Genomic DNA, 25,193 nt, shown 5'->3' with positions numbered 1-25,193 from the left:
TCACTCTGTCATCACACCCCAGATTTGCTATCAGGTGCAGCAATCCTGTTTGAATATTTAACTTTATTGATAGAAGGAGAAGAGACTATGAAAACAGGTGTTTTGCTCGTCGCACACGGAAGCCGGTTGGCTGAAGCGAACAGCCATGCTGTGAACATCGGTAACATGGTACGGAAATTTCATCAAATCGACCCGCTCGTCGTCTGCTTTATGGAGAACGCCAAGCCAAACCTGGCCGAAGGTATCGAAGAACTAGTCGCCTTAGGTGTTGACGAAGTTAAAGTCATCCCTCTGTTCTTATATAACGGCGTACATATTCAAAAAGATATTCCCGAAGAATTAGAGGAAATCGGCAAAGCCCATCCCCAACTGCGCTTTACGATGGGACGGCCGCTCGGCGCTGATGAACGGATTGCCCAATTGATCTTCGAACGCATTCAGGAGGTCGGCTGATGGACTACATTACCGATCCGAGGGCCATTGAAGACAAGAGTATGGCCATCATTGACGAGCTGCTTGGACCGCTGCCCATATCGCCGGAAGAGCGAAAAGTGGTCAAACGGGTCGTCCACACGACCGGTGACCCAGAGTTTGCGAAGCTTGTTCGCTGGAGCCCCGGTGCTGTAGACATCGGCATCAAAGCATTAGCGGAGGGTGCCAGTGTTTATACCGATGTGAACATGGTGAGGGTAGGCGTAAACCAGCGCCTGCTCACCAGCAAAGGCGCTTCAGCCGTCTGCAGCATCAGTGACCCTCGTGTCGTCGAAGAGGCGAAAAAGACGGGGAATACGCGAGCCATGACCGCTTTTGAACTACTGGCTGACGAGATGAATGGTGCTGTCATCGCTATCGGTAATGCACCGACAGCCCTGTTTCACCTGCTTAGTTTGATCGAAGGAGGCCGTTGCCGTCCTGCCTTGGTGGTAGGTACACCGGTCGGATTTGTGGGGGCTGCTGAATCGAAAGAAGCGCTCGTCCAAGCGGACATCCCCTACATCACCGTAGTCGGCAATAAAGGCGGCAGCACAGTGGCGGCGTCCATCGTCAACGCCATGCTGTTACAGATGCCTTAGCAGAGATTGTCGGCCCGTTGGAGCATCTGCAAAAGGCGTCGGTTCTCATCAGACATAGAGCCGGATTGATCATGATGGTGGCGGATCAACGCCACCAGGTCCGGCGCCCAATTGCGTTTTTTCGCCTCGGCAGCGCCCAACCGGGCGTGCCGGGCGATCACATGCAGTGGACGCCCGACAAGGGGCCACCGTTTAAAAGGAACGATCCGAGAGCGGCGAGAACCTAAGAGCACAAAAAAAATGCGGTGTCCCAACCGGATCGCACCTTGCCGTTTTCCCATGTCGTGGAGCAAAGCGGCGGTGAGCAGCAGTCGTCGCTGATCCGGCGCTAGCTGTTCGGCCATGGAGCGGCAGATATGAGCGACGTCAAGGCAGTGCCGCCGGTCAGCCGGTGCCATTTCCCGAAAGACTTCATGTTCTTCTGCCGAAAGGAACGATGCGGCCCACTGTAGCTCCTCTCTGGTAAAGGTAGGCAGTAAGGCGCGGCCGACCTGTTGGACGCGATATTTAATTCTGGCGAAGCTTGTCTTTTTACTCATACTCACAGTATAACATGTAGGCAAATATTGACGAAGAGGCGTGGCTGCAATGCGAATTCAAGCAGGAGAATTAGTCCTGGTCACCGGCGGGTCTCGCAGCGGTAAAAGCGCCTGGGCCGAAGAACTAGCCGCAGAAGCTGGCGGCGACCACCCGGAACAGGTCATCTATGTAGCAACGGCGGGAGTTTATGATGATGAGATGCGGCGCAGGGTGACGATACATCAGCAGCGTCGTCCCTCCATCTGGAAAACGGTAGAGGAATCGACCCAGTTGGACAAGGTGCTGCGTGAGTGGGGCCGGAAGGGAAACGTCTTGCTCATCGATTGTTTAACCTTGTGGACGACGAACATGCTCCTTCCCCTTTACGAACCGGGCGAGTGGAATACAGAAAAAGAACAGTTGATCGTCGAACAGGCCCGGCAGGTCTCCCAGATGGCACGGGAATCGGAGGCGACGGTGATCGCCGTCGGCAATGAAGTGGGCTGGGGCATTGTTCCCCTCGATCCGCTCAGCCGGATTTTCCGGGATGTGGCCGGATGGGTTCAGCAGGAAGTCGCCCGGCAGGCCCATCGGGTCTATCTCACCGTCAGCGGATGCCCAATGCAGATCAAAGGACCCGACCCTAACGGGTCAAGGCAAGGAGGGAGATTATAATGGCCAAGGCAATTATGTTGCAAGGAACCAGTTCTAACGTCGGCAAGAGCGTCTTGGCGACGGCCTTATGCCGCATATTTCTTCAGGACGGCCAAAAAGTGGTCCCCTTCAAATCGCAGAACATGGCCCTCAATTCCTATGTGACCCGTGACGGGGGAGAGATGGGCCGGGCCCAGGTCGTGCAAGCGGAAGCAGCCGGACTGGATCCCCATGTGAAGATGAACCCCATCCTTCTAAAGCCGACCGGACAAGCATCATCCCAAGTGATCGTGCTCGGTCGACCAGTGGGCAACATCAGCGCCCGCCAGTATCACTTAGAATATGCAACCCAAGCCGTCGACACGATCCAAGCCTGTCTCGATGAGTTTCATGAACAGTATGACGTCATCGTCATCGAAGGTGCCGGTTCTCCTGCTGAAGTCAACTTAAAAGCGCGCGATATCGCCAATATGCGTGTGGCCAAGATGGCTGACGCCCCTGTGCTGTTAGTCGCTGACATCGACCGCGGGGGTGCGCTCGCGTCGGTCGTGGGGACACTGGCTCTTTTGGACCCTGATGAGCAAGAGCGGATCAAAGGCATCGTCATCAATAAGTTTCGCGGTGACATCAGCTTACTTCAACCAGCCATCGACTTTTTAGAAGAGTATACGAAAAAGCCGGTTGTCGGTGTCGTCCCCTATTTCAAAGGGGTGCACATTCAAGAGGAAGATTCGGTAGCTCTGGAAAAACCGATCACCGAAGTGCCTACGGGGGAAATGCTCGATATCGCCGTCATCCGCCTGCCCCGCATCTCCAACTTCACCGACTTTGATGCCTTGAGCACCGAAGGTGCTGCCCAGGTCCGTTATGTAGAAGCGCCTGGTCGACTGGGCCGGCCCGATATGGTCATCATTCCCGGTACCAAAAACACGATCGAAGACATGTTATGGCTGCAAAAGACAGGCTTAACCGAAGAGATCAGAGCCGTCGCCGAAAAGGGCATCTTAGTCTGGGGCATATGCGGCGGATATCAGATCTTAGGTAAAGAGATACAGGATCCGCAAGGCGTAGAAAGCTCCGTTCCCGTCGTTGCAGGTCTGGGACTGTTGGACATGGTGACCACGATGGAAGCAGAAAAGGTGACCCAATTAGCATCAGCTACGATCTGCGGTCACGGACCCTATCTAGGTCCCCTGCAGGGTCTTTCCGTGCAAGGCTACGAAATTCACATGGGACAGAGCGTAGCCTCGTCAGAAGCGAAACCTTTCTGCCGGATCGAACGACGGGGAGAGGAACTCGTCGATGTCATCGACGGGATTGTGGACGCCGACGGTTTGGTCATCGGTTCCTATTTGCACGGCATCTTTGACAACGACTCCTTACGGCATCATCTGCTCAACACCTTGCGCCGGAAAAAAGGTCTTGAACCGATCAATTTTGCCTCTGCCGCATCGGTAGCAGAGCGGAAAGAACAAGACTACAACCGCTTGGCCGACATCGTCCGCCTGAGCTTAAAAATGGATCTCCTCTATGATATCGTCGGCATCGAAGGGCCAAAGAACTCCCCTGAATCGGAGACCGTTCCTGCGCCATGATAGAGATGTTTACAGATATCTTTTCTTTAAGCATGCTCACGATCGTCATCGCCCTGCTCTATGATGCACTGGTGGGAGATCCCCGCTGGCTGCCTCACCCGGTCATCGGGATCGGGAAGATCATATCCACGTTGGAAAAGCGGTTGTACGGGGCGGGGAAAAGGGCTGAGCGGTCGCTGTTGTTTCGCGGGATGGTCTTGTCGCTGCTTACGGTGGGCATCACCTTTGCCGTTTCGGCGGCTGTCATGGCTCTTGTCCAGTGGGCGAATCTAGAATTTGTTCCTGTGAAGCAGTCTGGAACTGTCCACTTCCTGGATAAGGGTATCTTCATCGGCTCAGGAATTGTACAAGCCTTGGGCGGCGGCATACTCTTAGGGATTGCCTTGGCCGGTCGATGTTTAGCTGAAGCGGCTTTCGAGATCAAAGATCTTCTCGAAGCGGGAGAAATCGTAGAAGCCCGGCGAAAGCTTTCCTGGATCGTAGGGCGCGATACAGAACAGCTCGATGAGAGTGAAATCGTCCGAGCTACCGTGGAAACGGTCGCCGAAAACACCGTCGACGGCATCACAAGTCCTCTTTTTTACGCCTTTTTGCTCGGCGTCCCCGGTGCCTATGCCTATAAAGCCGTAAACACGCTCGACTCCATGATCGGCTATCGCAATGATCGTTACCTCTGGTTCGGCCGGTTCGCTGCCCGAATGGACGACGTGGCTAATTTTTTGCCGGCTCGATTGACCGGAGTGGTCATGATCCTTGCCGGAACCTTACTAGGCTATCCGGCAGGGCGGATGATCCAAACATGGGTAACTGACGCCCCAAAGCATCCCAGTCCCAACAGCGGTATCCCCGAATCGGTCGTAGCCGGCGCATTAGGTGTCCAATTGGGCGGTCTCAATTACTACGGAGGAGTCCCTTCCCGTAGAGCCACCATGGGACAACCTTTGGTGACCTTAGAGGCACGCCATATTGGAGAAGTGGTGCGAATTATGGCTGTGACGGCCATCCTGTACAGCCTGGCCGGCGGTGCCATTTTATATGGAATAGGAACGTGGTTACGATGATACCAGCTGTTGTAATCGCCGGAACTCACAGCGGTGCCGGAAAGACAACTGTCACCATGGGAATCCTCGCCGCTCTACGCCGGCGGGGCATGACGGTGCAAAGTTTTAAGACAGGCCCCGATTATATTGATCCGACCTTTCACAAGCTGATCACCGGGAGAACCTGTTCCAATTTAGACAGTTGGATGATGGACCGAGAGACGATCCTTCGCTTATACCAGCGGGCGATAGAAGGAGCTCAAATGGCTGTCATCGAAGGGGTCATGGGTCTTTTCGACGGCGCCGCTGGAGAAAAGCCCGGTGGCAAAGGCAGCACCGCTGATCTGGCTCAAATCGTCAACAAGCCTGTCATCCTGGTGGTCGATGCTCGATCGGCCGCTCAGAGCATAGCCGCCACGGTCCACGGCTTTTGCACGTTACAGCGGGACCTGACCGTGGCTGGCGTCATCATCAATCGAGTCGGCTCGGAACGGCACGGCTTAATGGCCCGGCGAGCTGTAGAAGAAACCTGTTGCGTGCCTGTTTTAGGCTGCCTCCCTCGCGATGCTGTTCGGCCCATGCCGGAACGGCATCTCGGCCTTGTTTCTGCCATCGAGTCGAGCCGGGAGCTGGAATCCTACTGGCAGCAGTTGGCCGACGTGATGGAACGTTACGTCGACGTAAACCGACTGCTCGAAGTGGCTTCCTCTTTTTCGACAGAAAAGCTAGAAATAAAGCTGGAAAAGAAAAAGGAGAACCTAGCGGAGCATCTAGCGGAGAACTTGGAAAAAAACCAGTTAACGAAACAGACCCCTCGGTTCGCTCAAAAAATTCCCGTGGCCATCGCTCGTGATGAAGCTTTTCATTTTTACTACGAAGATGCCCTGCGGGACTTGGAAGACTTGGGCATCGAATGGGTCCCTTTTCAACCGGTTCGTGGAGAGTCCATTCCATTAAAGGTGGCAGGTCTCTACCTGGGAGGCGGATACCCGGAACTGCATCTCGAAAGCCTCTCGGCGAACAGCTCCTTTTTTCAAGAACTGCGCTACTTGCACCAGCAGGGGATGCCCATCTACGCCGAATGCGGCGGCTTTATGACCTTATGCCGGTCGATCACGACGAATGACGGACAAAGCTATGAACTTGCCGGTCTTGTCCCGGCAGATTGCCGTATGGGAACCAAACGGCGAGCCCTCGGTTATGTGACCGCACAGATCGACCACGACACTCTTCTGGGCCGCCGGGGAGATCGGCTCCGAGGCCATGAATTTCATTATTCCGATGTGTACTTCTCTCCCGAAGAAAATATGCGGCCTGCTTTTTCCTTAGGAAAGACAGACCCCTTGGGAGGGACAGAAGCGTTTCGCCCCGAAGGGTATAGTTCGGGTTCGTTGACGGCGTCTTATTTCCATTTTCATTTCTCCGCTTTTCCGTCATCGATGAAACGTTTTCTCCATTGTCTCGAAGAAGCATCTGTACGGAGTGGTCTAGCATGCCCCAGCAAGGGTTGATTCAAGTCTACACCGGTGACGGAAAAGGGAAAACCACGGCAGCGCTGGGTCTATGCTTGCGAGCGGCTGGCCACGGCATGCAGGTGGAGTTTATCCAATTTCAAAAAGGCAGCGCCTACATGGGAGAATTGTTCGCCTTGCAACGGTTGCCGCAGATACATATCACTCAGTTCGGATGGGGTTGCCCCCGGTCAGCGATGATCCGGTCAGGGATGGCCCATTGTATCCAATGCGGCGAATGTTTCCGGCGAAACCGCGAAACCGATAATCCTTGGCCCGCCATGGGCTTTCAATACGCCGAGCAGGTATTACAAGCAGGTAAGGTCGATCTGGTCGTTCTCGATGAAGTGAGTTATATTATGTCTCGCGGCTATGTGCCAGTGGAGAAGGTCCTTGACACGCTGCGGCAGCGACCCGCTCATGTGGAAGTTGTGTTAACGGGGCGGAGAATGCCCCAGGAAATCATCGATGAAGCTCACCTGGTGACGGAGATGACGGTGACGAAACATCCCCTAGTCGACGGAATCACCTCCTCACGACGAGGGATTGAATATTAAGGAGGATACAAAGATGTCTCTAGAATCATTGCTTCAACAAATCAAACCACTGAACGAGGAAGCCATGGAGAAAGCTCAGGCCCACCTTGATGACCTCACTAAACCGCAAGGTAGTTTAGGTGTCCTTGAGGACATCGCCAAACAACTGGCGGGTATCTATGGAGAGGTTCCAAAAGAAATTCCCCAAAAAGCGATCATCTTGATGGCTGGCGATCATGGTGTCGTCGAAGAGGGCGTCAGTGCATTTCCTCAGGAAGTGACTCCTCAGATGATCATCAACTTCATCCATGGCGGTGCGGGATCGAATGTTTTGGCTCGCCATGCCGGCGCGGAACTGGTTTGCGTCGACGTGGGCGTAGCTGTCGATATGGATGACCTGCCTGGTCTGATCAAGAAAAAAGTAGCCTATGGAACGAAGAACATGGCCAAAGGTCCAGCCATGACCCGGGACGAAGCGATTCAAGCCATACTGGTCGGCGCCGAAGTCGTTGCTGATGCCTATGGCAGAGGGATTCGCGTCGTCGGAACAGGTGAAATGGGTATTGGCAACACGACCCCTTCGGCAGCCATCATCTTGGTCATGGGCAATCTCCCTATTGAACAGGTTGTTGGACGGGGAACCGGCATCAACGATAAACAGCTTGATGTCAAAATCAGTGCCATTAAGAAGGCCATCGAGATCAACCAACCGAATCGGGACGATGCCATCGATGTGCTGGCGAAGATAGGCGGTTTAGAGATCGCCGGATTAGCCGGCGTTTGCCTCGGTGCGGCAGCGCAGGGCATTCCCGTCGTCATTGACGGATTCATCTCCGGAGCGGCCGCTGTTATCGCCGGAGCGATCTGCCCGCAAGCTCGCCCCTACATGATCGGTTCTCACCTATCCGTTGAACCGGGCCATAAGTTCATGCTGGAATACGTGGGTATTAAACCGATGCTGATGATGAATTTCCGCTTGGGCGAAGGCACCGGAGCTGCTTTAGCGATGACCATGATCGACGGAGCGGTTAAAATCTACAATGAAATGGCCACCTTCTCCAGCGCCGGTGTCAGCGAGGCCTTGGAATAACGGTGAAATTTCTTGCCCTGCAGTGGCTGCGTTTTCGGATGGCCCTGTCCTTTTTCACCCGCTTGCCGACGGGGGATGTAAGCAACGGGAATGACGAAGATTTTGGCCGCTCTTTTATCTATCTTCCCTTCGTCGGCTTGACGATCGGAATCGTCATAAGTTTACTTACACCGCTCTTGCAATTCTTATTTCCGCCAGCCGTCTTTGTGCCGCTGCTTCTCGCCATGCAAATTTATATCACCGGCGGCATTCACATGGACGGTTTTATGGATACCTTTGACGGTGTCTTTTCGGCGCGAAAGCCCGAGCGGGTTCTGGAGATCATGCGGGATTCCCGCGTCGGCGCTCATGCCGTCCTGTCGGTGATCGTGCTGCTGCTGACGAAGGCGGGCGCTCTCTATTCGTTGTATCAACCGGCAGCGTCACTGCAAGGGGCCACCTTGGAAACGGTACTCCACTGGATCACCCTTTGGCGGTGGGAAAGCGGATTTTACAACTCGAACGGGGTCAATCCGCTATACTTGTCCTTGTTCTGGATCCCCATGGTCGGTCGTTGGGCCATCGCCTATGGGGCAGGCCGCTTTCCTTATGCCCGCCAGCAGGGAATGGCGACCCTGTTCAACAAGTATATCGATGAAAAGGTTTTGAGGGTCGCTGAATGGGTCACATTGATCATGGCCCTGATCATGGCTGGGGTCTACGGTTTGTTCATGATGGTTCTGGTCAGGCTCTTCGTCGATCGCTGGGGAAAAAAAATGACCCGCTTTTTAGGTGGCTTGACTGGCGATATTTATGGGGCCACTTGTGAAATGGTCGAGGTGCTTTGCTTGTTACTATTGGTGTTCTTACAGAAGGGTTGACTCTAGCTAGAATGGGAGAGGTGAGAGGCGTGTACGGTTGGGCTCAGGTACCGGGAACATGCGGAGAACTGGCACAGGGACTGATTGGAGACCGTTTTTTGCATATTACATGCCCTATCGATGCCTGGGTTACCGCCAGCGCCTCTCTGACGGCCGGTTCGGGACGTATCACCGGTCTCGATGACCGGCCGAAGGCCCGAAGGGCAGTATCCCGTATGCTCGACGAATGGAACGTAACAGAACGTTTCGATGTGTGCGTCACTTTGACGAATCCTCTTCCCCTCGGCAAAGGGTTGGCGTCCAGCACGGCCGATATCAGCGCCTGCTGCTTCGCTGTCGCTCAGGCACTGGGACGGGATTTATCAGTGAACACGTTAGCTCGGATCGCTATTGCTGTAGAGCCGTCAGACGGTCTCTTTTATCCCGGTATCGCTGTATTTGACCACCGTAAGGGCTCCTGGGGAACAACGGTGGGGCAGCCTCCTGTTCCTCCTTTATTTGTCCTTGCTTATGACCTGGGCGGCGAAGTAAACACGGTCGAGTTCAACCGACGGCACGACATTATCGAGGCGAACCGGCAAAAAGAGTCCTTGGTCCGTCAAGCTTTTGCCCAGATCATCAAGGGGATCCGTTCGGGCAATCCCGCTTCTATCGGTGCAGGTGCGACCTTGAGTGCCCGAGCGAATCAAGAAATTTTGCACAAAGAAGCCTTGGAAGAACTGATCGGAGGCGTCAGTTCTCTTGGCACAGTCGGCGTCAACATCGCTCATAGCGGCACCGCGCTGGGACTGTTGCTCCCCTACAAACATCGAAGTCGTATCGAAAGTGTCATCAAGTGGACAGAAAGCCGCTTCCCCAAATGGACTCCCCTCGGCTCTTATCAGCTTGTCGGCGGCGGTCCACGTTATCATGAACAGAGCGGGGAGGGATGGGCGATTTGAAGCAAAACGAACAAAACAGACAATCCTTTCCCCATGGTGGTGACGTCTGGTCCGCCTCCGGGGGAAGTGGAAAAGCACTCGAAAAAATTCTCGATCTGAGCGCCAATATTAACTTTTTAGGCTTATCGGCGAGAGTCAAAGCAGCGATCGTCGAAAACATAGACCATATCGTCCATTATCCCGATCCAAAATGCAGCCAGTTGATTTCTGCCCTTGCCCAGCATCTCCAGGTCGAAGAGGAGGCTATCTGCGCCGGAAACGGTGCTGTGGACCTGCTCGATCACTGGCTGCGGCAGGTGCAGGCAAAACGGGTCTTGATCTGTGATCCCGGCTTCGGTCAGTATTTTCGTGCCGTCCATGCCCAGGGGGGACAAGCCGTCCCTATCCGTTTAGACGAGCAAGAGCATTTTCGATTAGATATCGTTCAGTGGGAAAAGAAGCTTCTCGACGAGAAATGTGACGCCGCCATCATCTGTTCTCCCCACAACCCTGTCGGTTGGGTCTGGAGCGACAAAGAGAGAGAGGCGATCGTCAATCTCGTCGAGAAGCATCATATACATGTACTCGTCGACGAGTCTTTTCTAGACTTTCTGCCGGACGGCCGTGAACAGAGTTGCTGCGCCCTCGCCGTGAAACACCGGCAGATCGCGGTTCTCTATTCGTTGACGAAATTTTTTGCTATCCCGGGAATCCGCCTCGGTGCATTGATCGCTCAACGGGACATCATCAAAGACATCATCGCCCACCGCGATCCATGGGTGGTGAATCACCTGGCCCAGGTGGCCGGGGTTGCCGCACTGGCTGATTTAGATTATCATAAACGCACTTGGGAGCAACTGCCTCAGGAGCGGGAGTTTTTGATCGGGCAATTGTCTCGCCTCCCTGGCGTTAAACCGATTTCTTCGACAGCCAACTTCGTGTTGGCCCATATGGCGGACACGGGGCTTTCGTCGACGACATGGACGGAAAAGCTGCGCCGCCGGGGGATATTAGTGCGAAATTGCAATACCTTCGCAGCCTTGGGAGAACGGTATCTGCGCTTTGCTGTTCGGGACAGCTCGGCGACAGAACGATTAATTCAGGCGATGCAGGTGATCATGAAGGAGGAAGGACTGGCTTGACCCGAGTCTATCTGATACGGCATGGCGAAACAGAGTGGAATCAGATCCGGCGCTACCAGGGACATAGCGACGTAGCCCTCAGCGATCGAGGGAGAGAGCAGGCACAACGACTGGTAAAGCGAATGGCCAAAGAAAAGGTTGACCGTGTCCATGCCAGCGACTTAAGCCGTGCCGTTGAAACGGCCAGAGCGGTCGCCGAAGCCAAAGGGATCGAAGTGGTCTTAGACGCTCGTTTTCGGGAATGCAACTTCGGTGCCTGGGAAGGATTGACCTTTCCAGAGATTGAAAAAGCTTATCCGGAAGAGATTAAGATTTGGAACCGCACACCAGCTAAAGTCTGCCTGCCCGGTGGGGAGAGTTTTCCCATCGTCCAGCAGCGTGCTTTTGCGGCCTTACAGGAACTGATCGCCAAGCATGACGGCGAAAATATTGCCATCGTCGCCCACGGCGGCACCATCCGCACGTTGCTCTGCGCAATTTTGGATGTCGATCTCGATCGAGCTTGGCAGTTTCGTCAAGACAACACAGCCCTCAACGTTATCGACTTTTACGATGGCAAAGGGATCATCGAGCGAATCAACGATGTAACCCATCTGCTTCCAGGGGCTTTTCCCGAAAGCGAAAGCGGGGTAAAATAAAGGTAATTCAATGAATGGGGGGATTCTTCTGCCATCCCTTCAATCGCCAAGTCTTTGGCAAAGGATGCGGCTCTTGCTGAACTTGCCCCGGTCTGGTCGTCTCGTCTACGGTCTGCTGCGAGACGGTCGGGTCCCGCTGATCAACAAAGCCCTCTTTACCGGTTTGGGATTGCTTTATCTCATATGGCCCCTGGACGTGCTGCCGGACATGATTCCCTTGATCGGTGAGTTAGATGACCTGACGATCATCCTCTTCCTGGTCGATCGGTTTGTCGCGTCGGCACCGAATTACGTAGTTCAGGAATACCTGGATCGGTTCCAATGAAGAAAAAACCTTCTGATTGCAGAACTGTGCACCAGAAGGTTTTTCCCATTGACGACAAAAAATTTCTATGACCGTGTTTTTTGTGGTAAAATGATGGTCAAAGATGAAGGGTATCTTTGGAAAGGAGATGTCGCAGTTTTGCGTGACTTAGGAATGATTCGAGAAGGACTAACATTTGATGACGTTTTACTGGTCCCTGCTAAATCAGAGATATTGCCTCGGGAGGTTGAAACCTCTACGTGGCTGACGCGGCGGATCCGTTTGAATATCCCCCTCATGTCTGCGGGTATGGACACGGTGACCGACTCTCGTATGGCGATCGCCATGGCGCGGGAAGGCGGTATCGGTGTCATCCACAAAAACATGACCATCGATCAACAGGCTCATGAAGTGGATCGGGTCAAGCGTTCAGAACATGGGGTCATCACCGATCCCATCTACTTAACGCCGAAACATAAAATCAATGACGCACTGGCCATCATGGAGCGCTACCATATCTCCGGTGTGCCGATCGCCGATGAGGAGGGCAAGCTCGTCGGTATTTTGACGAACCGGGATCTGCGCTTTGAAACCGAATTCAGCCGCCCCATCAGCGATGTCATGACAAAAGACAATCTGGTCACCGCTCCTATAGGGACTTCTTTGAAAGAAGCGAAAGATATTCTGCGCAATCACAAAGTAGAGAAACTGCCCATCGTTGACGTAGAGGGACATTTAAAGGGCCTGATTACCATTAAAGATATACAAAAAGCCCGCCAGTTCCCCAACTCCACGAAAGATGAGCGGGGACGTTTGCGCGCTTGTGCGGCTGTAGGCGTCACGGTAGATACGATGGAGCGGGCTCGGGCTCTCGTCGCTGCCGGCGTGGATGCTCTCGTCGTCGACACTGCCCACGGTCATTCCCGGGGAGTGTTGAATGCGGTCGAAAAACTGAAAGGGGAATTCCCGCAGGTCGATATCATTGCCGGCAACGTAGCCACTTATGAAGCGACCATCGATTTGATCAATGCAGGTGCCGACTGTGTCAAAGTCGGCATCGGACCGGGCTCTATCTGCACCACCCGCGTTGTCGCTGGTATCGGCGTTCCCCAGATTACAGCGATTGCCGACTGTGCCCGTGCTGCCCGAGAGAAGAATGTTCCCATCATCGGCGATGGAGGCATCAAATTCTCCGGTGATGTTGTCAAAGCCATTGCCGCCGGTGCCAATGTGGTCATGATCGGCAGCTTGCTCGCCGGTACTGAAGAAAGCCCTGGAGACATCGAAATCTACCAAGGCCGGAGCTTTAAAGTGTACCGCGGCATGGGGTCCCTCGGCGCGATGAAAGAAGGTTCTAAAGACCGTTACTTCCAGGAAGATGACAAGAAGCTCGTCCCTGAGGGCATCGAAGGCCGCGTACCCTACAAAGGCTCCCTCTCTGACACGGTCTTCCAACTCATCGGTGGACTTCGCTCGGGCATGGGATACTGCGGTTGCCGGAACATCGATGAATTGATGACGAGAACCCAATTTATCCGCATCACCGCTGCCGGTCTGCGGGAAAGCCATCCCCATGATGTGACCATCACCAAAGAAGCACCGAACTACAGCCTATAGTAAAGGAATAAATAGATGGGAAATTATTACCTGGCTGGAACAGAATATGTCACATCGGATCCAAAAGAAATGATTTTGGCCGAGGCCTTGGCGCCCCTAGTGGGGCGCCGGGGTTCCTTTAGCCTTAAAACGGGACAGCATACATCCATCTGGCGGGGCATATGCACGGTAGAACGAATTGTACGCCGGGAAGAACGGATCGAAGAGGGACACTTGACCGTGGATCAAGTGGCTTTTCAAATGCTTTCCCAAGAAACGGCTCCGGGGCAGGGGAATTGGGAAATCACCTTCCCTGTCGACCAGTTTATCGCTGTCGAAGAGTACCCTCGTGAGTTATCGATTATCTTTCAAGGTTATACATGGTCATGGAGGCCGGCATGAGTTCGATCCGGCTGGTGGTCATGGACTTGGACGGCACTCTTCTCGATGAAAAGCGTACCGTTCCAGAACCGGTACGCCAACGGATCAATGAACTTCAGCAAAAGGGTGTTTTATTCACTCTGGCCACAGGTAGGCTCTTCCCTTCGGCGATTCGCTATGCCCGGCAATTGTCCTTGCATACGCCGATCATCGTCTGTAACGGCGCCATGATACGCGATATATTGGAAGACCGCATGCTTCATCATCTCACCCTGAACCGGGAGTTGGCTCTCGAGGTTCTCCGTTTGTTGAAGGACCGTGGCCATGATGCATTGCGGTTTTCCTTTTATGGCGACGAAGTGCTCACTGACACGCCTCATGAACAGACGGAAAATTATCAGCAAGGATTGGGTGTGTCCTTTTCGAATGTAGCCGATCTGAGCGAACACCTCTTACAGACACCGGACGAGCATCCCACGATGCTCGTCTTGATGACCGATCCGGCGATCACTCATCCCTTAACGGCGGAGATCGCTGAAAAACTGGGCGATTCGATCTTCATCACAAACTCCCATGATTATTTTGTGGAGATCCTTCACCCCAAAGCTACCAAAGGTGAGGCCTTAGCTCAACTAGCTGCATCCTTATCCATTCCCAGGGAATCAGTCATGGCCATCGGTGACAACCGTAACGACCTGAGCATGATCCGCTGGGCTGGTCAAGGGGTGTTAGTGGCCAATTCTCCTCAAGAGATTCGAGGCGATGCCGATTGGGTCACATCAGCTTCTCGCTCCTGGGGCGTGCTGGAAGCCTTAAACCGTTATTTTGACTAAAACCCATCGGGACAATCATAGTGACAAGCAGGAAATGAATAGATATCGTCGAAACACGAAATAATGGAAAAATGTCCCTTGCACTTACCATCCATCTGAAGTACAGACCCTTCGGGATTTTGTACATGGGGGCCGTCGCAGGTCGATTCGAGATGTCTTTCGATTAAAGATGGCGGCCTTATGAAAAATTGATGGATATTTGGGACTTTTTGATCAAAAACTTTAATTATTACTATCCACTTAAGAATGTATTCCGTTGATTAGAGGAGTAACCATGAATACGACACCGGAATCGACTCCGAACACGACCCCCAAACTTCATGCTGCCCGGGCCAAAAAAGGCTATCGCCCTCGCCGGAGCAAGCCAAAACCGAAAACACAATCGACACTGCCGACGGTGTCCGTCATCCCACTCGGCGGTGTCGGTGAAGTCGGCAAGAACATGTGTGTCATCGAATATGGCGATGATATAATCGTCATCGACGCAGGTGTTAAATTTCCTGGCGAAGAATTGCTGGGTATCGATCTCGTCATCCCCGACATCACCTATCTCATAGAAAATGTCGATAAGATTCGGGGCATTTTTTTAACGCACGGTCATGAGGACCATATCGGCAGTCTGCCTTTCGTACTCAAACAGATTCAAGTGCCTGTCTACGGCACTCGGCTCACGCTTGGCTTGGTAAAGAACAAGCTGACCGAACACGGGCTGATCCGGGAAGCGGAGCTGCATGAGATCACCGCTGACGATGTGATCAACACGGGCCCCTTTCAAGTGGAATTCTTTCGGGTCAACCATTCCATTCCAGACGGGATTGGAATCGCCATCCGCACGCCAGCTGGGCTGATCGTCCACTCCGGTGACTTTAAGCTCGACCAAACCCCTGTCGATGATAAGGTCCTGGAATTCAATAAACTGGCTCGCTATGGCGACGAAGGGGTTCTGCTCTTTATCTGCGATTCTACGAACGTAGAGCGGCCGGGATACACTCCGTCCGAGCGCACCGTCGGGGAGACTTTCCGTTCCGTCTTCGCCCAGACGGACAGCCGAATCATCATCGCCACCTTTGCCTCTAACGTTCACCGGATTCAACAAGTCATCGATACCGCCGCCGAGTTCAACCGTAAGGTAGCCGTTGTGGGCCGGAGCATGGTCACCGTAGTCGATGTGTCTCAGCAACTGGGCTATTTAAATGTGCCCAAAGGGATGCTCATCGAGGCGGAAGAAGTGGACCGTCTGCCCGACAACCAGGTGACGATCATCACGACAGGCTCTCAAGGGGAACCAATGGCCGCCCTCACCCGGATGGCCACCAATAACCACCGTCAAGTAGCAATCCGCCAAGGCGATACGGTGGTCATCTCAGCCACTCCGATTCCCGGGAACGAAAAGCTGGTGGCCCGCACCATCGACAACCTTTTCCGTATCGGAGCCGATGTCATCTATAAAGATGTGGCCAATGTTCACGTGTCTGGACACGCAGCCCAGCAGGAAATCAAGCTCATGTTGAACTTCTTAAAGCCGAAGTTCGTCATCCCCTTCCACGGTGAATACCGCCATCAAGCCACCTTTGCCAAGTTAGGGAAGACCATGGGCATCCCGGAAGAAAATATTATTCGTTGCAACATCGGCGACCGGATCGAAGTAAACGATGAATTGGGGCAGATTACAGGCACTGTAGAATCTGGAAGCGTCTTTGTCGACGGCATCGGTGTCGGCGACGTGGGTAATATCGTACTACGGGACCGCCACCACTTAGCCCAAGACGGCGTCGTGATCGCTGTCGTAACTATCGACAAAGAAAACGGCAACGTGCTGGCCGGACCGGATCTGGTATCAAGGGGCTTTGTCTTCGTCCGAGAAGCCGGAGATATGCTCGGTGAAGCGAAGACGCGGGTCAAAGAAGCGTTGACTTCTCGCAATACGGGTACGACCGAATGGTCTGTACTGAAGAATTTGATTCGCGATACGCTCAATGAATTCTTCTATCAGAAAACTAAAAGAAGACCGATCGTTCTGCCGATTATCATGGAAATATGACGTAAAAACCCCTCTCTCGTTAACAGAAGCTAACTGGAGAGGGGTTTTGTTTATGTTGTTACTGCAGCAATGCTTAAGGGGTTTCGATTAGTTCAAGAAGCTGAACAATAACATTATATTCAATACAGAAACGATAACTCCAATTAGCCATAATACACTATTATGGACGCAGGAATTCTTATATTCTCCCATTACTCGTTTGGATGATGTCAGATATATCTGTAACAATACTGTAATCGGCAGTTGAATACTTAAAAATACCTGTGAATAGATGAGCCCTTTAAAAGGATCGTCAATGACAAAGATCAGCAACGTGGCCAGACCCAATATCCCTGCGACCCCTAGCTTTGTATGGGGGTCCTTGATATCATAAGGCTCTTTAAACATTCCCGCCACTATGCTTCCCCCGGCGATAGCGGCAGTGGTCGTGGAAGAGATACCAGCGAAGAGCAGTGCTATACTAAAGACAATCGCAGAACTCTTCCCCAGTATGGGCACCAACATCTGTTGAGCCTGTTCAAGTTCAGAGACTTGTATCTGATTTTGAAAAAAGGTCGCAGCTGCCAAGATAATCATGGCACTGTTAATTGCCCACCCGATCCCCATAGATAGCAGCGTATCGGTAAACTCATATTGTAGCTGTTTTTTTATGATCTCTGGATCCTCTTTATTCCATTCTCGGCTTTGGATGATTTCTGAATGAAGGAATAAATTATGGGGCATGACGACAGCACCTAAAATGGCCATAATGATCGGCATGGATCCCTCTGGAAAAGTGGGGGTTATCCATCCGTTCACGGCTTCCGCCCAGTTCACTCCGACAATACTCAGTTCATAAACAAAGGATACTCCAATAATAGAAACAAAGCCGATAATCCACTTTTCCAAACGCCGGTAGGAGTTGGAAAAGAGCATCCACAATACAAAAGCAAATAACATTACCGCGCTAAATTTTAAGGGGATATTGAACAACAATCGCAAGGCGATAGCGCCCCCTAATATTTCTGCCAACGCAGTAGAGATTGTAGCCATGACAGCCGTGGAAAGCACAATTCGGGAAAGGGTTTGGTTCAAGTGTTTGGAGGCCGCTTCCGCTAAGCAATTGCCGGTTACAATCCCTAAATGAGCTACATTGTGCTGTAAGATGATCAGCATGATCGTCGAGAGGGTAACTATCCAAAGCAGTTTATAACCGTAATCAGAACCAGCGGTGATGTTAGATGCCCAGTTTCCCGGGTCAATAAAACCAACGGTAACCAACAGACCCGGGCCGATATATCTGATGATCTCCTTCATGCCCAGTATGGGATTATGTAGTTTTGTACTCAACTGTTGCTTAAGCCAATTCATAGGCGCACTCCTATATGGTTTTTAATTTGATGTATTCATCTTCGGCAAAAACAAAAGATTTCCTTCACAATCACTTGCTCATCTGAACTGGCAAATTTATCTTACGTGAATTTTATCGCTGAAAAAACTTGGTCTGTTATTGATTGACAGAAAATAATTAAAGTTGGTACTATTACTTTAGCATGTGATTGTTGTGACAAAAGGTGTAATAAAAGATCCGAAGACGAATATGTAAGGAGGGATAGCCATGTCTGAATTAGAGAGCGTAAAAAAAAGCTCGGAAGCGAAACCGAGTGTAAAATCGGATAATTATGTTACTCAAAATCGTCAGACGAATATTAACGGGATTATACAGATGGCGAGCTTCAATCCGAATTTATTAACACCTCAGCATATTCTTCAACTTCAGCGGACTATCGGTAATAGAGCGGTTCTTCAGCTGTTGACACAGAAGCCGGTTCAAGCCGTTGAACAAGTTAAAGAGGAAGAAGAGGAACCTGTACAAGGCAAGTTTGAGACTGTACCCATCAACGATGATCCTTCGCTTGAACAGGAAGCCGATGTGATGGGAGCAAAGGCTTTGCAGTTCGTACCGCAACTAAAACAGCCCGTTATACAAAATCAGATGGACTTTGCCCAAACTCAAAAAAAGGAAATAGTACAATGTGCCAAGCTAAACCTGCGTAAAGAAAATAAGACTATTAGCGGTGTGTCTAATTTTCCATCCCGTCCAACATCTAATTTGAGTGGAACGCAAGGGCAGCATTTAACAGCGTATGTAACTTTTGAGGACATGATTCTTAACAATGTTCGGGATAAGGATGTTCCTGGTGCAGCCGCAGCACTTGTAGAAATATTGAATAATATATCAGAACTACCAGGTATGAAGTTGAAGTCAGCTCAATATTTGATTCCTTATATCAAAAGTACTATTTCGACTCTTAAAACAAATGCTGATGACGCTGAGAAAATCGGTGAATGTATTGATACCATACTTAGTATTCGTAACAAAGTTCCAGGTACTGCAGAGCGAGGCACAGGAGGTGGACATGGCGAGTCCAAGTACTCAGGGGAATTAGTTGAATTAGAAACTGTACTCCAACGAAAGGAGTGGAAAAAATCCTGGGACGAGGATCGTGTTGAACAGCAATGCCTATACAGTATGTGGCGGCTTTTGGACTATGATCCTTCTGAGCCAAAGGACGAAGACGATTTTGAAAATATTGCCACAAAAACCCTAACACATTTTTTAACCCTGCGTATGGCCTATCCGGCTACATTCGAATGGCTAACTCAACGTAAATCATACCTGTTCACTTATCTTGAAGCAAATCGTGACACATCTGGGATGCCCTTTCCAAGACTAAAACCTAAGACGGTGGATTTGCTTCGTGATTATGTCCATCCAAAACTTTAGAATACTGAGTGCGAGCAGTCCGACCAATGGTCGGCTGCTTTTATTGTTGACAGAGGGTGGTTTTTTCTAAATCCAGAAGGTTTTTTAGTTAAATTATCGAATATATCGGTTGCTAATATTTTTAACTAAAAGAAGAAATATTCTTTGGGGTAAGAATAACCATACAACCGTCAGCTCTCAGCCTTATCAATAGCCACGTTATTGGAAGACCAGTAAGGAGGGACGGTTTCTCATTCGTACTAAGAACTCACCAATAGGAAGGAGGCTACAACTATGGCGAGTATTCGAGCCAAACTATTTTTACCGATCATAGCAATCGTTTTACTCTTTTCGGGGGTAATGATCAATGAATTCATTTCCTTAAACCAGAACTATGACCGCGTCAAAAGGATGCACGAAAGAGACTTTTTAACGCAAACAAAGTCTGAGGAACTCAAGCTGCATGTAGTTCAAGTTCAGCAGTGGCTTACTGACATCAGTGCTACAAGAGCCGCCGAGGGCTTTGATGATGGTTTTAAGGAAGCAGAAGAACACGCCAAAAATGTGAGACAACTCATAACAGAGCTTATTGAATTAAATCCCGATGGAAAAGATGAGCTCGTGGCAATCGCTGAGGCTTTTGAACCCTATTATAAAACGGGTAAAAAGATGGCGAATGCTTACATACAAGGCGGCCATGAACAGGGAAATCAAATAATGGAAGAATTTGATATGGTTGCGGAAAAGATTAATGACAAAGTGGATCAGTTCAAGGTACATGCCTATGAAGATATAAATGATAGTATCAAAATCATTGAAGATTCAACAGTAAGATCGCGAACGATTTTAGTTTTTTCTATGATTATAAGTTTAGTTACTGCGCTGCTTGCATGGCTCTATCTCACGAGAAAGGTGATTCGCCCCCTTGGGGATGTGCTTTTGAAGTTACAAGATATCGCCAACAGCAAAGGGGATTTGACTAAACAGATCAATTTTTCTAGTAGAGATGAGATTGGGGAGCTGGCAAAAGCGCTGAATGCAATACAAACGACTTTTGCACAAATGATTGGAAGTATTAAAGACGAAACAACGTCAATCGATGACATCATGACCAAAACGAATCGTCATGCCCATGACTTGTCTTTGCAAATTGAAGGGATTTCGGCTACCACAGAAGAATTAGCTGCGGGAATGGAAGAGACTGCGGCATCTGCCGAAAATATTCACAGCACATCCAATCGAATGGCCCAAGATGTTGCCATTATCTCAGAAATAGCAGAAAAGGGAACCCTATCGGTTGGCGAAATAAGACAGCGTGCCGAAAAAATGAGATGCGATACCATGTCTTCGCAGCATCAGGCCATCGATGCTCATTTAAAAATTGAAAAGAAACTCCTAGATGCTTTAGAGCAATCGAGAGCTGCGGAGAAAATCAATGTTCTTTCCGATGCGATCATACAAATCACTTCCCAAACGAACTTACTTGCCTTAAATGCGGCTATTGAAGCCGCAAGAGCGGGTGAGGCTGGCAGGGGTTTTTCCGTTGTGGCAGATGAGATCCGGAAGCTTGCCGAAGACTCCACGAATATCATCTCAGAAATTCAAAACACGACGCAAGTCGTACTCTCTTCCGTGGAATTTTTGTCCCAAAGCGCAGACCAAGTTCTCCAATTCATCAGCAGCCAAGTGATCAATGACTACAAGTCAATGGAAAAAACGGCCGAGCAATATTATCAAGATGCAGAAGCCGTAGAAAACCTTGTGTCCGACTTTCGTTCTACTGCTCAACAACTGAGTGATTCCGCTGAGAAGATAAGGGTAGCCATCGAGCAAATATCTACATCAACAGTTCAAGCGGCAGGGGGAACCCAGAATATTGCTAACGAGAGCAGCATTATTTTAGAAATGTCATCTCAACTACGAAACGTTACAGATACTGCCAGAGAAAGCGTTGAGAAACTGCAACATATGGTAGCCGCTTTCCGAGTTTAATTCTAAGGCCTTCTTCAATATTTCCAAACAAGGAATCCTATTTTCATCGTAATTCGAATATCAACCACGGACGAACCGCCTCACAAGATGAGAGGCGGTTTAGGCGAGCCCGTCTGTTGTCAATCAGCTAACCGAACCGAGATCCATCACTGTTTTTTAACTCACTTGAAAAATATTGAAGGATAATTGTTATCTTTGTAGAATTTTGCTAACATTTAGCCAAAGAGGGGGGAGGTAAGAAGTAAAATGAATATGGATATCCTCCCAGAAGAAACGTTTCATTTATTAGACAACTTGGTCGACTGTTTTGGCATTTACAAGCCAATTTTTAACGAGCACAACAATATCGATGATTTTATTGTTGAATATTTAAATCAGTCGGCTACTTATTTTATTGCAATCGATAAGGAAAAGATTATAGGGAAGAAAATGTCCGATTTAATCCCTGTATTTAACAAAACGAACTTCTTTACTACATTATGTGACGTAATGCGGACCGGAGAGCCTTTTACTGTTGATACATTAGAGTCGGTAAACTATCTTGGTCTTAAATTAGTAAGTAAGCTACGAATTGTTAAATACGGTGAAGCTTTAGCCATCTCTTGGAGAGACAAATCCGAACAAAAGGCAGCTGAAGACTCTTACCGAATTTCCGAAGAAAAATTTCAAAGGGTTTTTAGTTCAAGTCCTATTCCAATGGCTATCATCGACACTTTAAATGAAACCATTATTGATGTTAATGAAAGATTTTGCATTACGCTTGAATACAAACGTGAAGAGATTATAGGGAACAATTCAAAAACGTTGAATTTTTACGAGGATATGCAAGAACGAAGTAAGATTTTCTATAATTTACGTCAAGCAGGTCGGGTTCATAATTATGAAGTAAACGTTAGAACCAAGTCTAAGAAAATTATTACCGTCTTATTATCTGCTGAAAGCGTAATAATATGTCAAACCCCTTGTCATTTAGTACAAGTTAATGATATTACTGAAAGAAAGTTCCTGGAAAAAGAAGTGCTTCGTTTAGACAGGTTAAACTTGATTGGTCAATTAGCAGCAGGGATTGGACATGAGATACGCAACCCTTTAACAAGTGTAAGAGGTTTTCTTCAAATATTTCAGAATAAAGATGAGTTTGCTAATTATGGGGAATACCTGAGTATAATGATCCAAGAACTTGATAGAGCAAATCAAATCATAAGTGATTTTCTTTCTCTTTCTAAAACGAAAACAGTCCGAAAAAAATCAGAATCTTTAAATTCTATATTATTATCCCTAAAAGCTCTTATTAGCTCTGACGCTTTTCAGTCAAATAATGATGTACTATTTGAACTTTGCGATGATTGTTTCGATATCATAGTAGACGAAAGAGAAATAAAACAACTGATTCTTAATTTAGTGCGTAATGGTTTTGAAGCGATGCGAAGCGGCGTACTCATGCTAAAGACGAGAATAGAAGGAAAAGAATTGGTTCTTGAAATTAAAGATCAAGGCACTGGAATAAAAGAAGAAATATTAGACAAGTTAGGTACTCCGTTTATTACATCGAAAGATACTGGAACGGGATTAGGTCTGGCCATTTGTTATAGCATTGCCGAGAGAAATAACGCTTCAATTCAAGTCGAAACGAGTCCTAAAGGAACAACCTTTTTCGTTCGATTTAGGAAGTCTGAATTGTAAATTTTTCAAACGAAATATCGACGTTTATAAACGAGAGGGAACTGAATTTCGTCGTTCATTACTAGCCATCCCTTAAAATTTGATTACCAAAAGTCAATTGTGAATTAAAAGTAAAAGCCTACGGATAATTTTAATTCGCCTTCAAGTTATTATTGGGAACTGGGATGAGGGTAGGGGAGTTACTGGCTTTGAAGTAGACTAGCCACAAAGTTCCATTGATTGTTCACTCGCTGGACTTACGTACGCCACTGGATTGCTCGAATAGACAGGCGTAAGAAAAATCAATCTCTAATATAGAAACCGTCTAAAGGCCATTGTGCCAGTGGACGGTTTTTGTTACCTATTACAATCCCAATGTGTTACAATTAAATCATAATAGTTCTATGCAAAATTTTGGTGAAATGGGAGATGCTGGTATGCGTAACATTTTGAAGTCAGCTGTCTTAATGTCTGAAGTTTTCCATAAAGCTTTAGGTGAGAATCCCTATATTGGAGTTTCAGACACGGAGAGATATATCCATTTACTTAAAGGAAAACATGTTGATCTGGGATTCAAAGTTGGGGATATCGTTACTCCTGGTTTAATTACATACGAAGCGATAAAAAATGGGAGAGTCTTCAAAAAACAAGTCTCTAAGAAAGATTCAATTATATGTATTGCCTATCGTGCAATATCAATACCATTATTTGAAGACAATCAGGTGGTAGGAGCATTTTCATTTACTACCATGATAGATAAAGAGGAACTGTTAAGAGAACTATCAAGGGAAGTGGAGCAAGCATCTAGTGATTTGCTACAAATGGCGAATGCATTAGTGCTTCTTAACGAAAAGATGTTGGAAAACGCAAACGTTACAATGAAGGCAAGAGATCAAATCATTGAAAGCATGAATGTAGTTGACAGAGCAAACAACCTAATTGGGAACATTGCGATGCAAACACAGATATTAGGCATCAATGCGTCTATCGAAGCGGCAAGGGTGGGTAATTACGGAAGGACTTTTACCGTTGTCGCTGAAGAAATTCACAAGTTATCTGATACCGTAAAATCTGGAGCAAACGATATCAAAACGGGACTTGAACGTATGGTTAGAGAAGTTGGTATTGCTGGAGGAAGGACTGAAGAATTGTTTGGTATTACGCAAGAGATTGCTTCAGCGACGGAAGAATTAACAGCAAATGCAGATAACTTGTTAGACAATACAAAAATGATGCAACGTATCGCCGGAGATGACTGGCTATAACATTATCCATTATACCTGCGTAAAAGAATTGCTAAGAAGAAAGCGTCTGGCCCCCTAACTGCCAAGACGCTTATTTCTTTTGCCCTGTCGGCAATGGGGAGGAAGCAAGGCCCGTATAGGCCTTGTTAAACAACCATAACCCTCACCGTAAAATCATCTTAACGGAAACGCAAAAAAACCGCCGTCAGCACACTGCCTCTGTCGGTTTCCCCTGTAATCCGGAGTAAAATGAGCATCTATTCCGGAAAGTGAGAGCCAGTGTTCCGGTTTATTTGAGCCACCTCTCCGGAAAGAGAGCCACTCGATTGATCTTCTTGGTAGAATGTATTACTGCACTCAAGAAGAGTGTGAATACTTCCAAGGAGGTCATCGAATGACCAATTATCGAGAGATTCTACGGCTAAACAGCCAAGGAATCAGTCAAAGAAGCATCTCAGTGAGCTGCGAATGCTCACGCAACACGGTTTCAAAAGTCCTAAAACGGGCTCAGGAAGTCGATGTAACGGCCGTTAACACCAGAAATGACAAATGGCGAGTTACACAAAATCTTTAATCCAGAGTCTACATTACCCTCTAAACGGAAATACCCGGACTGCGAGTATCTCCATAAAGAAATGGCAAAAAGCGGAGTAACCCTTAGCCTCCTTTGGAGCGAATACTACGAAGCCTGCCGACGTAGCAACGAAACTCCACTCATGTATTCTCAATTTTGCTATTAGAGTCTGTCTAAAAAGCCACCCATAAAGCAATGAACCTTTAAAGGATTTTTCCATTTTATGTCGAATGGATATAGGA

25 protein-coding genes are annotated in these 25,193 nt (G+C 49.0%); 22 read left to right on the top strand and 3 right to left on the bottom strand.

The window, feature by feature from the left end:
- The first annotated feature begins 87 nt into the window (after window positions 1-87).
- Complete coding sequence (locus tag GJ688_RS14760; protein WP_155477326.1) at window positions 88-453, top strand: sirohydrochlorin chelatase; 366 nt, start codon at window positions 88-90, stop codon at window positions 451-453.
- The gene (locus tag GJ688_RS14755) at window positions 453-1,073 is read left to right on the top strand and encodes a precorrin-8X methylmutase (RefSeq protein WP_155477325.1); all 621 of its coding nucleotides are present in this window, start codon (window positions 453-455) and stop codon (window positions 1,071-1,073) included. The genes GJ688_RS14760 and GJ688_RS14755 overlap by 1 nt, the downstream gene beginning before the upstream one ends.
- Here GJ688_RS14755 and GJ688_RS14750 read toward each other — a convergent pair.
- On the bottom strand, window positions 1,070-1,612 hold the full coding sequence (locus tag GJ688_RS14750; protein ID WP_155477324.1) for an HD domain-containing protein: 543 nt from the start codon (window positions 1,610-1,612) through the stop codon (window positions 1,070-1,072). The two genes, GJ688_RS14755 and GJ688_RS14750, sit on opposite strands and share 4 nt — an antisense overlap.
- 49 nt (window positions 1,613-1,661) lie before the next feature.
- On the opposite strand from GJ688_RS14750, the gene cobU reads away from it, so the two are divergent.
- The 15 genes from cobU to GJ688_RS14675 all read left to right on the top strand — a co-directional run bounded on the left by cobU (window position 1,662) and on the right by GJ688_RS14675 (window position 16,733).
- On the top strand, window positions 1,662-2,267 hold the full coding sequence (gene cobU / locus GJ688_RS14745) for a bifunctional adenosylcobinamide kinase/adenosylcobinamide-phosphate guanylyltransferase (RefSeq protein WP_155477323.1): 606 nt from the start codon (window positions 1,662-1,664) through the stop codon (window positions 2,265-2,267).
- Window positions 2,267-3,841, top strand: a complete 1,575-nt coding sequence (locus tag GJ688_RS14740; protein WP_155477322.1) for a cobyric acid synthase — start codon at window positions 2,267-2,269, stop codon at window positions 3,839-3,841. The genes cobU and GJ688_RS14740 overlap by 1 nt, the downstream gene beginning before the upstream one ends.
- Window positions 3,838-4,902: an adenosylcobinamide-phosphate synthase CbiB gene (gene cbiB / locus GJ688_RS14735; RefSeq protein ID WP_235911010.1), complete on the top strand. Its 1,065-nt coding sequence runs from the start codon at window positions 3,838-3,840 to the stop codon at window positions 4,900-4,902. Before GJ688_RS14740 ends, cbiB begins: the two co-directional genes overlap by 4 nt.
- Window positions 4,899-6,392 carry a cobyrinate a,c-diamide synthase gene (locus tag GJ688_RS14730; RefSeq protein ID WP_155477321.1) on the top strand — a complete coding sequence of 498 codons (1,494 nt, stop codon included), beginning with the start codon at window positions 4,899-4,901 and terminating at the stop codon, window positions 6,390-6,392. Before cbiB ends, GJ688_RS14730 begins: the two co-directional genes overlap by 4 nt.
- On the top strand, window positions 6,374-6,949 hold the full coding sequence (locus GJ688_RS14725; RefSeq protein WP_155477320.1) for a cob(I)yrinic acid a,c-diamide adenosyltransferase: 576 nt from the start codon (window positions 6,374-6,376) through the stop codon (window positions 6,947-6,949). The genes GJ688_RS14730 and GJ688_RS14725 overlap by 19 nt, the downstream gene beginning before the upstream one ends.
- A gap of 13 nt (window positions 6,950-6,962) precedes the next feature.
- Window positions 6,963-8,018, top strand: a complete 1,056-nt coding sequence (gene cobT / locus GJ688_RS14720) for a nicotinate-nucleotide--dimethylbenzimidazole phosphoribosyltransferase (RefSeq protein WP_155477319.1) — start codon at window positions 6,963-6,965, stop codon at window positions 8,016-8,018.
- Between the two features lie 2 nt (window positions 8,019-8,020).
- Window positions 8,021-8,878, top strand: coding sequence for an adenosylcobinamide-GDP ribazoletransferase (locus GJ688_RS14715; protein ID WP_155477318.1), 858 nt, complete (start codon window positions 8,021-8,023; stop codon window positions 8,876-8,878).
- A 29-nt stretch (window positions 8,879-8,907) separates the two neighbouring features.
- Complete coding sequence (locus GJ688_RS14710; RefSeq protein WP_170292030.1) at window positions 8,908-9,819, top strand: GHMP family kinase ATP-binding protein; 912 nt, start codon at window positions 8,908-8,910, stop codon at window positions 9,817-9,819.
- Window positions 9,816-10,940, top strand: a complete 1,125-nt coding sequence (locus GJ688_RS14705) for a pyridoxal phosphate-dependent aminotransferase (RefSeq protein ID WP_170292029.1) — start codon at window positions 9,816-9,818, stop codon at window positions 10,938-10,940. Before GJ688_RS14710 ends, GJ688_RS14705 begins: the two co-directional genes overlap by 4 nt.
- The gene (gene cobC / locus GJ688_RS14700) at window positions 10,937-11,578 is read left to right on the top strand and encodes an alpha-ribazole phosphatase (RefSeq protein ID WP_155477315.1); all 642 of its coding nucleotides are present in this window, start codon (window positions 10,937-10,939) and stop codon (window positions 11,576-11,578) included. The genes GJ688_RS14705 and cobC overlap by 4 nt, the downstream gene beginning before the upstream one ends.
- 73 nt (window positions 11,579-11,651) lie before the next feature.
- Entirely contained in the window at window positions 11,652-11,903 is a 252-nt protein-coding gene (locus GJ688_RS14695) for a YkvA family protein (RefSeq protein ID WP_207708824.1), read from the top strand.
- Window positions 11,904-12,056: 153 nt separating this feature from the next.
- Complete coding sequence (gene guaB, locus GJ688_RS14690; protein ID WP_155477364.1) at window positions 12,057-13,499, top strand: IMP dehydrogenase; 1,443 nt, start codon at window positions 12,057-12,059, stop codon at window positions 13,497-13,499.
- A gap of 15 nt (window positions 13,500-13,514) precedes the next feature.
- Window positions 13,515-13,880 (top strand): hypothetical protein, encoded by a 366-nt coding sequence (locus GJ688_RS14685; protein WP_155477314.1) that lies wholly within the window; start codon window positions 13,515-13,517, stop codon window positions 13,878-13,880.
- Complete coding sequence (locus tag GJ688_RS14680) at window positions 13,877-14,692, top strand: Cof-type HAD-IIB family hydrolase (protein WP_170292028.1); 816 nt, start codon at window positions 13,877-13,879, stop codon at window positions 14,690-14,692. Before GJ688_RS14685 ends, GJ688_RS14680 begins: the two co-directional genes overlap by 4 nt.
- A gap of 274 nt (window positions 14,693-14,966) precedes the next feature.
- The gene (locus tag GJ688_RS14675) at window positions 14,967-16,733 is read left to right on the top strand and encodes a ribonuclease J (protein WP_155477312.1); all 1,767 of its coding nucleotides are present in this window, start codon (window positions 14,967-14,969) and stop codon (window positions 16,731-16,733) included.
- An 87-nt stretch (window positions 16,734-16,820) separates the two neighbouring features.
- On the opposite strand, the gene GJ688_RS14670 is transcribed toward GJ688_RS14675, so the two are convergent.
- Window positions 16,821-18,083: an Nramp family divalent metal transporter gene (locus tag GJ688_RS14670; protein WP_155477311.1), complete on the bottom strand. Its 1,263-nt coding sequence runs from the start codon at window positions 18,081-18,083 to the stop codon at window positions 16,821-16,823.
- A 247-nt stretch (window positions 18,084-18,330) separates the two neighbouring features.
- Here GJ688_RS14670 and GJ688_RS14665 point away from each other — a divergent pair, with 247 nt between their 5' ends.
- The 5 genes from GJ688_RS14665 (at window position 18,331) to GJ688_RS20770 (ending at window position 24,951) form a co-directional block, all read left to right on the top strand.
- On the top strand, window positions 18,331-19,500 hold the full coding sequence (locus GJ688_RS14665) for a hypothetical protein (RefSeq protein WP_155477310.1): 1,170 nt from the start codon (window positions 18,331-18,333) through the stop codon (window positions 19,498-19,500).
- Window positions 19,501-19,773: 273 nt separating this feature from the next.
- Window positions 19,774-21,471, top strand: a complete 1,698-nt coding sequence (locus tag GJ688_RS14660) for a methyl-accepting chemotaxis protein (RefSeq protein WP_155477309.1) — start codon at window positions 19,774-19,776, stop codon at window positions 21,469-21,471.
- Between the two features lie 246 nt (window positions 21,472-21,717).
- Window positions 21,718-23,154, top strand: coding sequence for an ATP-binding protein (locus tag GJ688_RS14655; RefSeq protein WP_155477308.1), 1,437 nt, complete (start codon window positions 21,718-21,720; stop codon window positions 23,152-23,154).
- A gap of 416 nt (window positions 23,155-23,570) precedes the next feature.
- Window positions 23,571-24,398 carry a methyl-accepting chemotaxis protein gene (locus GJ688_RS14650; protein ID WP_170292027.1) on the top strand — a complete coding sequence of 276 codons (828 nt, stop codon included), beginning with the start codon at window positions 23,571-23,573 and terminating at the stop codon, window positions 24,396-24,398.
- Window positions 24,399-24,771: 373 nt separating this feature from the next.
- Complete coding sequence (locus GJ688_RS20770) at window positions 24,772-24,951, top strand: helix-turn-helix domain-containing protein (RefSeq protein WP_235911009.1); 180 nt, start codon at window positions 24,772-24,774, stop codon at window positions 24,949-24,951.
- Window positions 24,952-24,964: 13 nt separating this feature from the next.
- On the opposite strand, the gene GJ688_RS20765 is transcribed toward GJ688_RS20770, so the two are convergent.
- A partial coding sequence (locus tag GJ688_RS20765) for a hypothetical protein (protein ID WP_235911008.1) occupies window positions 24,965-25,193 on the bottom strand: 229 nt, incomplete at its 5' end.

Origin of the sequence: Heliobacterium mobile, from assembly GCF_009720735.1 — a bacterium.
GTDB lineage: Bacteria > Bacillota > Desulfitobacteriia > Heliobacteriales > Heliobacteriaceae > Heliobacterium > Heliobacterium mobile.
This window is presented reverse-complemented; position numbering and strand designations above follow the sequence as displayed.